The 8,366-nt window shown below is 65.7% G+C and carries 11 protein-coding genes; 8 read left to right on the top strand and 3 right to left on the bottom strand.

The window, feature by feature from the left end; genetic code table 11:
* Nucleotides 1-941 (bottom strand): zinc-binding dehydrogenase (locus tag VLE48_07305; protein ID HSA92801.1); only part of this gene is annotated, 941 nt, incomplete at its 3' end.
* Nucleotides 942-1,077: 136 nt separating this feature from the next.
* Here VLE48_07305 and VLE48_07300 point away from each other — a divergent pair.
* The 3 genes from VLE48_07300 to VLE48_07290 all read left to right on the top strand — a co-directional run bounded on the left by VLE48_07300 (nt 1,078) and on the right by VLE48_07290 (nt 3,390).
* Nucleotides 1,078-1,944, top strand: a complete 867-nt coding sequence (locus VLE48_07300; protein ID HSA92800.1) for an XdhC/CoxI family protein — start codon at nt 1,078-1,080, stop codon at nt 1,942-1,944.
* Between the two features lie 96 nt (nt 1,945-2,040).
* Nucleotides 2,041-2,646 carry a nucleotidyltransferase family protein gene (locus VLE48_07295; protein ID HSA92799.1) on the top strand — a complete coding sequence of 202 codons (606 nt, stop codon included), beginning with the start codon at nt 2,041-2,043 and terminating at the stop codon, nt 2,644-2,646.
* Nucleotides 2,647-2,691: 45 nt separating this feature from the next.
* Nucleotides 2,692-3,390 carry an HAD-IB family phosphatase gene (locus tag VLE48_07290; GenBank protein ID HSA92798.1) on the top strand — a complete coding sequence of 233 codons (699 nt, stop codon included), beginning with the start codon at nt 2,692-2,694 and terminating at the stop codon, nt 3,388-3,390.
* Here VLE48_07290 and VLE48_07285 read toward each other — a convergent pair.
* A complete protein-coding gene (locus VLE48_07285) occupies nt 3,384-3,743 on the bottom strand; it encodes an iron-sulfur cluster assembly scaffold protein (protein ID HSA92797.1) in 360 nt (119 codons plus the stop codon). The genes VLE48_07290 and VLE48_07285 overlap by 7 nt on opposite strands.
* A 64-nt stretch (nt 3,744-3,807) precedes the next feature.
* Between VLE48_07285 and VLE48_07280 the strand changes: the two genes are divergently transcribed.
* From VLE48_07280 to VLE48_07260, 5 genes are all read left to right on the top strand, one after another.
* On the top strand, nt 3,808-4,974 hold the full coding sequence (locus VLE48_07280) for a radical SAM protein (GenBank protein ID HSA92796.1): 1,167 nt from the start codon (nt 3,808-3,810) through the stop codon (nt 4,972-4,974).
* 27 nt (nt 4,975-5,001) lie between these two features.
* Nucleotides 5,002-5,856, top strand: a complete 855-nt coding sequence (locus VLE48_07275; GenBank protein ID HSA92795.1) for an NAD(P)-dependent oxidoreductase — start codon at nt 5,002-5,004, stop codon at nt 5,854-5,856.
* Nucleotides 5,857-5,895: 39 nt separating this feature from the next.
* Nucleotides 5,896-6,711, top strand: a complete 816-nt coding sequence (locus VLE48_07270; protein ID HSA92794.1) for an ABC transporter substrate-binding protein — start codon at nt 5,896-5,898, stop codon at nt 6,709-6,711.
* Nucleotides 6,712-6,802: 91 nt separating this feature from the next.
* The gene (locus VLE48_07265; GenBank protein ID HSA92793.1) at nt 6,803-7,276 is read left to right on the top strand and encodes a GAF domain-containing protein; all 474 of its coding nucleotides are present in this window, start codon (nt 6,803-6,805) and stop codon (nt 7,274-7,276) included.
* A complete protein-coding gene (locus VLE48_07260; GenBank protein HSA92792.1) occupies nt 7,273-7,677 on the top strand; it encodes a (deoxy)nucleoside triphosphate pyrophosphohydrolase in 405 nt (134 codons plus the stop codon). The genes VLE48_07265 and VLE48_07260 overlap by 4 nt, the downstream gene beginning before the upstream one ends.
* Nucleotides 7,678-7,693: 16 nt before the next feature.
* Here VLE48_07260 and VLE48_07255 read toward each other — a convergent pair.
* Nucleotides 7,694-8,366 (bottom strand): divalent metal cation transporter (locus VLE48_07255; protein ID HSA92791.1); only part of this gene is annotated, 673 nt, incomplete at its 5' end.

The raw sequence follows: 8,366 nt of genomic DNA, 5'->3' as shown, positions 1-8,366 counted from the left end.
ACTACCGGCTTCAGGCGTCCCTTGAAGACGTGGCCGAGCACGGCGTGCAGCTCGCCCATGGTGCCCATGTAGGAACCGAGGAATTGCAAGTGGCGCGAATACAGGAAGCGCAAGTCGAATTGGGCTTCGGGGCCGGTGGTGGCGCCGCAGGTAACGATGCGCCCGGCGGGCTTGAGCGACTTCATGCTCTCCAGCCACGTGGCCTTGCCCACGTGCTCGAAGACCACGTCCACGCCCGCCTTGGCGGTGATCTTCTTCACTTCCTCGGAGATGGTCTGCTGGTAGTGGTCAATGGTGTAGTCGGCGCCCAGGTCGCGGGCGCGCTCCAGCTTGGCCTCGGAGCCGGCGGTGGCGATGACACGGGCGCTGAACAGCTTGCAAATCTGAATGGCGGCCGTTCCGATGCCGGAACTCGCACCCAGCACCAGCACGATCTCTCCGGGCTGGATGCGGGCCAGGCCCACCAGCATGTGCCAGGCAGTGAGGAACACCAGCGGGAGGCTGGAAAGCTCGTCCCAGGTGAGGGTGACGGCGTCGGAGGGAACGGGGATGACGTTCACCGGATCGACCGCCATCAGTTCGCAGTTGCCGCCATCCACGCGGTTACCCAGCACGGTGAACTGCGCACACAAATTCTGCCGGCCGCCGACACACTGGGCGCACCGACCGCAGTACACCATAGGCGCAAGCACCACACGCTCTCCCGCTTTAAGACTGTTGACGTATTCACCGACTTCGACGATCTCCCCCGAAACATCGGATCCGTTGATGTGCGGCAGGTTCACCCCCGGCAGCCCCTTGCGCACCCAGAGGTCGAGGTGGTTCATGGCGCAGGCCTTCACCCGCACCAGCACCTGGTCCTTGCGCAGAACGGGATCGGGCGCATCCTCGTACTTCAGGACTTCCGGACCTCCGAACTGGTGGAAGCGGACGGCTTTCATGGAGAGTCTCCTTCCTGTGGGCGCAGAAGAAAAATCTATCACGGAGACACGGAGGAATCTGTGCGCGGCTGCCGCCCTCACTTTGACTTGCCTGCACTGAACGCCCATAATCAAGCCGTAACCAGCTAGTTATCCTGTGGACCTCTACGAAGAGATCGTGCGGCTAAGGCGCGACGGGCGCAAAGGGGCGCTGGCGACCATCGTGAACGTGCGCGGGTCGATTCCCTCGTTCCGCACCGCCAAGATGCTGGTGCGCGACGACGGGTCGATCGTGGGCACGATCGGCGGCGGCTGCGTCGAAGGCGAAGTGTGGCAGGCGGCGCGCGAGGTGATGGAAGACGAGAAGCCGCGCACCCTCACCTTCAACCTGAACGCCGATCCCAAATACGACTCCGGCCTGGTGTGCGGCGGAACGCTGGAAGTATTCGTGGAGCCGGTGCTGCCGACGGCCACGCTATACCTGTTCGGCGCCGGGCATGTAGGGCAGCATCTGGCGAAGGTGGCACGCATCGCAGGGTTCGATGTGGTGGTGACCGACGACCGGGAGGCTTACGCCAACCGCGAACGCTTCCCCGAGGCGAGCGAGATCCACGCCGAGGACTTCGAACGGGCGATGGCGAGAATCGAGCCCAACGAGTCGTCGTACATCGTCATCGTGACGCGCGGACACCGGGACGACATGCGGGTGCTGCGCTGGGCGGTGGAGACGCGGGCCCGGTACGTGGGCATGATCGGCTCGCGACGCAAGATGATCGCCATCTGCCGCGAACTGGAACGACAGGGCGTGGCGCGCGAGAAGCTGGAACGCGTGTACTCGCCGGTGGGCCTGGATATCGGGGCCGTCGCACCGGAAGAAATCGCCGTGGCCATCGTGGCCGAACTGATCGCCGTGCGCCGCAAGTCAGAAATGCCGCTGCCTCACCTGCGCTGGTCCACGAGGAAGACAGCCAGCGAGGACGCCGTACCGAGCGTCGAGCAGGACGTGGCGGAAGAGAGCTCCTAGCTCCTAGCCCTTCAGCCAGGCCACCTGCAACCTGCTACCCGAGACGCGCGGCACTCTTTCCTACCCCGTTGCCTGCGTCTCTGTTATGTTTCTGGCATGGCGATAGCGCCCAGCTTCTGCGGTGTGGTGCTGGCAGCGGGAGAGTCGGCGGGCATGGAGCGCGACAAGGCCCTGCTGACCTATCGCGGGCGCACCTTCCTGGCCGGGGCCATCGAGACGCTGCGGCCGCACACTGACATGGTGCTGGTGGTGGTGGGCCGCAACCGCGATGCGCTCAGCCCTATCGTCTATGCCGCCGGCGCCTTCCTGGTGGAGAACCCGGAACCGGAGCGCGGGCAGTTCAGCTCCCTGCAGGCGGGGATGAGGGAGGTACTGAACCGCGGGCGCGACGCGGCCATCGTCATGCTCGTGGACCGGCCGCCGGTGGCCGAAGCTACCGTGGGACAGCTACGACATGCCTTTGTGGCTGCAGCCCAACGCGGCCGCTGGGCGGTGGTGCCGGAGTATCGCGACCAGCATGGGCATCCTCTGATCGTGGGGCGGGAGATGATCGAGGCGTTTCTGCGGGCGCCGGTCACGTCGAACGCGCGCGCGGTGGAGCATTCGCTGCCGGAGCGCATCGAGTACGTGAAGGTCGAAGACCCTATGGTCGGCTTCAACGTCGAGAGCCCGGAAGACCACCAGCGGCTGGCCGCCTCCTAGGATTTCAACGCAGAGTCCGCAGAGATCGCCGAGGAAGACCATCGATTGTCCAAAGAAACCTCGCCCGCGGCCAGCGACTTCGTAACCTCAATCCTGCGTCTGAATCTCCGCAAGGCCGCGTTTGATTGCGACGGCACGCTGTGGTCCGGCGATGCCGGCGCGGACTTCTTCTACTGGGAGCTCGACCGTGGCCTGCTGCCGCCGGAGGTTTCCTCGTGGGCGCGCAAGCGCTATTCCACGTATGAAGAAGGCAAGGTGAACGAAGCGGTGATGTGCGGGGAGATGGTCACGCTGCATAAGGGACTGGAGGACCGCGTGGTTGCGCAGGCGGCAGAGGAGTTTGTCGCCGAGGTCGTCGAGCCGCGCATCTTCCCCGAGATGCGGAAGTTGGTGGCAAGTCTGAGCGCCGCCGGCTGCGAGGTGTGGGCGGTATCGTCCACGGCCGAGTGGGTGGTGCGGGCCGGGGTACGCCGGCTGGGCATCGCCGCTGAGCACGTGCTGGCGGCGAGCGCGGCGCTCGAGAACGGAAGGATCACGGACCGGCTGATCCGAGTTCCGACGGGTGATGACAAGGCGCGGGCGCTGCGGGACGCCGGCATCACCACGCTCGATGCCGCCTTCGGGAACACCCTGCACGACGTCGCGATGCTGGAGATGGCGCGCCACCCGTTCGCCATCAACCCGCGACCGGCGCTAGAAAAGCTGGCACGGGAACACGGATGGGCCGTGTACCGGGCTCACTGACGCAGGGCGCCGAGCGCGGCGCGCAGCGCGTCCAGCGCCAAGTGACTGGCGTGAGTGGACTCGTTGGCAAGGCCGCCCACACCCTCGACGATCTGCTCACGCCGCAGGGCGCGGGCTTCCTCCAGCGACTTGCCGTGCAGCCATTCCGTCAAAAGCGAGCCGCAGGCGATGGAAGCCACGCAGCCGCGGGTGCGGTAGCGGGCGTCCGTGATGCGGCCGCCGGCAACTTTCAGCGTGAGCAGCATGATGTCGCCGCAGGCCGGGTTCTCGACCTCGGCCCGCGCATCGGCATCGGCAATCTCGCCCACGTTGCGCGGGTGCTCGAAGTGGTCGAGGAGCTGGGGCGAGTACATGGCGGGTGAGAACAATTCTAGCAATAGGCAATGAGCTGGTTCTCGTCGCGCTTATAATCCGCTCGTGGGCGTGAGCTACCTGGAGTTCGCCAAGGGTGTCTTCCGGCCCAAGCGGCTGGAATCGTTGTTTCTGTTCGTCACCTCTACGTGCAATTCGCTGTGCCGCACCTGCTTCTACTGGGACGAGCTCAACCAGGGCCGCGACCTCAGCTTCGAGCAGATCGCGCGTCTGAGCGAGACGGCTCCTCCCTTCCATAAGCTGTGGCTCTCCGGCGGAGAGCCCTTCCTGCGCAAGGAGCTGGCGGAAATCATCGAGCTGTTCTACAGGAACAACGGGGTGCGGCACGTCAACCTGCCGACCAACGGCCTGCTGCCCGCGAAGGTCGAGCAGGTGATCGACCACGTGCTGGAGCGGTGTCCTGAACTGACCGTGGACCTGAATTTCTCGCTCGACGGGCTGGCCAACACCCATGACGCCATCCGCGGCGTCCCCAACAACTTCCAGAAGACGCTGGCCACCATGGAGCGGGCGGCGGGCAAATGGAAAGGCGTGCGGCGGCTGCGGCGCAACGTGGTGAGTTGCGTGACCGCCGAGAACTACCAGGAACTGGTGTCGCTGGGCCTGAAGATGCTGGCGGAGACCGAAAGCGACGGGCACTACTTCGAGATCATCCGCGGCAATCCCATGGACCCGGACTTGAAGCGCCTGGACCGCGAGGAACTGGGGGCGTTGCATCGCCGGCTGATGTGGATCCATGAGCGCTACGCGGAAAAGCTCTTCGCGCATCTCGAGTGGCCGGCCCGGCAGTTCGCCAAGCTCTACTACCTGGGACACGTGCGCTTCCATTTCGACCTGCACCAGCGGAACCACTACGGCCAGCAGCCCTGGCCCATGCCCTGCACCGCCGGGCAGACCACGATGGTCATCGACCACGACGGACATTTCCGCTCCTGCGAGCTGCGGGCGAAGCTGGGCCGTGTGCAGGACTTCGACTGCAACCTGGGAGCCGCGCTCGAGTCCGACGCCATGCGGCGCGACGTCGAGGCCGTCCCCGGGGACCAGTGCTGGTGCACGCACTCCTGCTGGATCCACTCCTCGGCCAAGTTCAGCCCCAAGGTACAGTTGTTCCACATCCCCTGGGCGTACCTGAAGCATCGCTGGCAGCGGCTGCCCGAAACGGAGATCGCGGAACTGGAGCGCTTCCGGGTGAGCGATGCGCCCGCCGCTTGAGCCCCGCCCCAGCGCGCAGGTGCGGCCGTGAGAGTCGCGGTGACGGGCAGCGCCGGCCTTTTCGGTTCCGCGCTGGCGGATGCGTTCGCAGCCCGGCACACGGTGCTACGGCTCACCCGCCGGCACGCCGACCTCACGGACGCCCAGGCTCTGCGGCGCGCTTTGCAACAGTTCCCTGCAGAGTTATTGGTGCACAGCGCGGCCGCCCGCGATCCCGACCGCTGTGAAGCGGACCCGCAGATGGCGGCCGCAACGAACGTCGAAGCCACACGTAACGTCGTTGCAGCAGCGCGCGCAATGGGCGCCGCCGTTGTCTACATCTCCACCGACGCAGTCTTCGATGGCCTCAAGAACAGTCCATACACCGAGTCCGATGCCCCTGCGCCGCTCTCCGTCTATGGACGTACCAAGCTGCAGGCGGAGCATCTCGTGCGGGAGCTGGATCGCTGGTGGATCTTCCGTATGCCGGTTCTGTTCGGACCGGCGGGCAAGGACTTCGTACGCTCCGGCCTGCAAGCGCTGGTCGCGGGCCGTGAACCTCCTGTTGCCTCCGATCAAGTGGCTTGCGCCGCCTACACGCTGGAGGCCGCCCACAAGATCCGCGAAGTGGTCGAGGCGAGCGCGATGGGGCTGTTTCACCTTTCGAATCGGGGAGCGTGTTCGCGGGTGGACCTGCTTCGCCGCGCCGCCGAACTTGCGGGGCTGGATCCTTCACTCGTGCAGGGAAAGATGATGGACGAGCTGCAACGAGCCGGGCCGCGGCCCAAGTATGCGGTGATGAAGATGGAGGCGCTCCATGAGCGCGGGTTCTCCCTGCCCCGAACGTGGCAGGAGGCCTTGGCCGACTACCTCTCCACCTTTCCTTTCACGGCGAGCCCATGACCGCGCCGCCGAGGTCTGCGGCTTCGTATACTTGTGAACGTGGCTCGCGACCTCACGCCCCGGCGCGTTGCTTGTCTGCAGCCCAGCGCCACGGTGACGATGGCCGGGCTGGGGCTGCTGGATCGGGTAGTCGCGTGCACGAAATGGTGCGTCGAGGTGTGCCCGGAAGCGGCGGGTGACGGGCGCACTGTCGTGCAGGACTCCTGGTCGGCGCAAGCAGAAGAGATCCGGGCGGCCGAGCCCGACCTGGTCATCGCCTCGGTTCCCTACCGCGTGGAGGCGCTGGAAGAAATCCTGCGCGCCGGAGTTTCGTTTCTCGCGCTTGCGCCGAGGACGCTGGAAGACGTCTGCCGCGACATCGCCTCCATCGCCGGGGTGATGGGCGCGAGCGAACGGGGCGGCCGGATGATCGAAGACATGGAGCGCGAGGTCCGCGCCGTGCGGGCGAAGACCGCGAGCCTGGCGCGGCCGCGCGTCTTCTGCGAGGAGTGGGGCAAGCCCATCATTCGCTCGCAGCGCTGGGTGGCGGAGCTGGTGGAGGCGGCCGGAGGTGAGTTCCTGGGGGAGCCGGGCGCGCAGACAGACGCGGCCAGTGTCGCCACAGCAGATCCGGAAGTGATGGTGGCTGCATGGTGCGGGGCGGGCGACCGCGTGCCGCTGGAGAAAATTATCCGCGACCGCGGCTGGCAACAGACCAGCGCCGCGCGCAGCCGCAGCGTTTTCTGCATTCCTGACGAGTACCTGAATACGCCCGCCACGACCCTGCTGATGGGGCTGCGGGCTCTGGCCGCTGTCCTGCATCCCGAGGTGTTCCCAGAGATGGCCGCCCGGGTGCGGCGCATCGAATCGTCCTAAGGCACAAGCGGCACTGCTCCGCCCAGCCGCGTTCCACAGGAATCCACAGGGAGCGGGTTTCAGCGCTGTGGTTAAATAGCCGGATATGTCGGTGGCCACGAAGCGCGACGAGCTTCTGACGGACCTTGAGCGCGTGGCGTCTGCCGCGAAGTCCGCCCACGACCTGATGCGGGCCATCGTCGAGCGGCTGGCGCGGCTCCCCGCCTACAACTGGGTGGGTTTCTACATGCTCGATCCTGCCGACCCCAAGACCCTGGTGCTGGGGCCGTTTGTCGGGGCCGACACGCCGCACAAGCGCATCCCGCTGGACCAGGGAATCTGCGGGGCAGCAGCGGCAAGCGGCCAAACGTTAGTTGTGGATGACGTTCACGCGGATCCCCGCTACCTGGCGTGTTCGCTGGAAACGCGCTCGGAAATCGTGGTCCCCGTGTTCGCGCGCGGCCGGGTGGTGGGCGAGATCGATATCGACAGCCACGCGCCGGCGGCCTTCGGCCCGGAAGACCGGGCTTTGGTGGAGAGCTGCGCCGCCATGGTGGGACGCTACCTCGAGAAGACCACCTCATGAAGCAGGTGGCGGCGGCCCTCATCGTGCGCGACGGCAAGGTGCTTGTCTGCCAGCGCACGCAATACCAGTCCATGCCGTTGAAGTGGGAGTTCCCGGGTGGCAAGATCGAGCGCGGCGAGCAGCCGCGAGACGGCCTGGTGCGCGAACTGGAAGAGGAACTGGGCATCCAGGCGCGGGTGGGCGACGAGGTCGCGCGGTTGCGCCACACCTACCCCAGCGGAGCCGCGGTCGAGCTACGCTTCTTTCTGGTGGAGCACTACGAGGGCGAGCCGGAGAACCGCATTTTCCGCGACGTACAGTGGGTGGAACGCGCGGCCCTGCCTTCCTATGACTTTCTCGAAGCCGACCTGGAACTGGTGAAGGACATCGCCGCGGGCAAGATCCTGCCTAAGCACACCTAACTGTTGGTCCGTCTACTCAGCTCATCCACACCAGGATCAAGGTAAGCAGGGCCGTTCCACCGGCGGTGACCCAGGCTACGACGTTGTACAGGCGCGAATTGACGTGATTCCCCATCAGATCTTTCTTGTTGACCAGCTTGATCATGAAGAAGAGCACGAAGGGCAGGAGCACGCCGTTCACCACCTGCGACAGAACGGTGATTCTCAGCAGCGGAAATTCGGGCCACAGGATGACACCGGCTCCGGCCGCGATGAGCGCGGTATAAAGCCAGTAAAAGCCGCGCGCCTCGCTGAACTTTTTGTCGATACCCGACTCCAGGCCCAGCCCCTCGCACACCGTATAGGCAGTCGACAGGGGCAGGATGGAGGCTGCGAACAACGAGGCGTTGAACAAGCCGAAGGCGAACAGGATGGAGGCGTATTTGCCGGCGAGCGGGCGCAGGGCATAGGCCGCGTCGGCGGCGTCGTGGATCTCGGTGTGTCCGGCCGCGTTCAGCGCCGCGGCGCAGGCGATGACGATGAAGCCGGCCACGATGGGCGCGAAGATGGCGCCCACGATCACGTCGATCTTGGCCAGCTTGTAAGTGCGCGTGGTTACACCTTTCTCCACCACCGAGGCCTGCAGGTAGAACTGCATCCAGGGAGCGATGGTGGCCCCGATCATGGCGGTGACCATGTAGAGGTATCCG

It is taken from the genome of Terriglobales bacterium, assembly GCA_035454605.1.
Lineage (GTDB): Bacteria > Acidobacteriota > Terriglobia > Terriglobales > Acidobacteriaceae > DATMAB01.
This window is presented reverse-complemented; position numbering and strand designations above follow the sequence as displayed.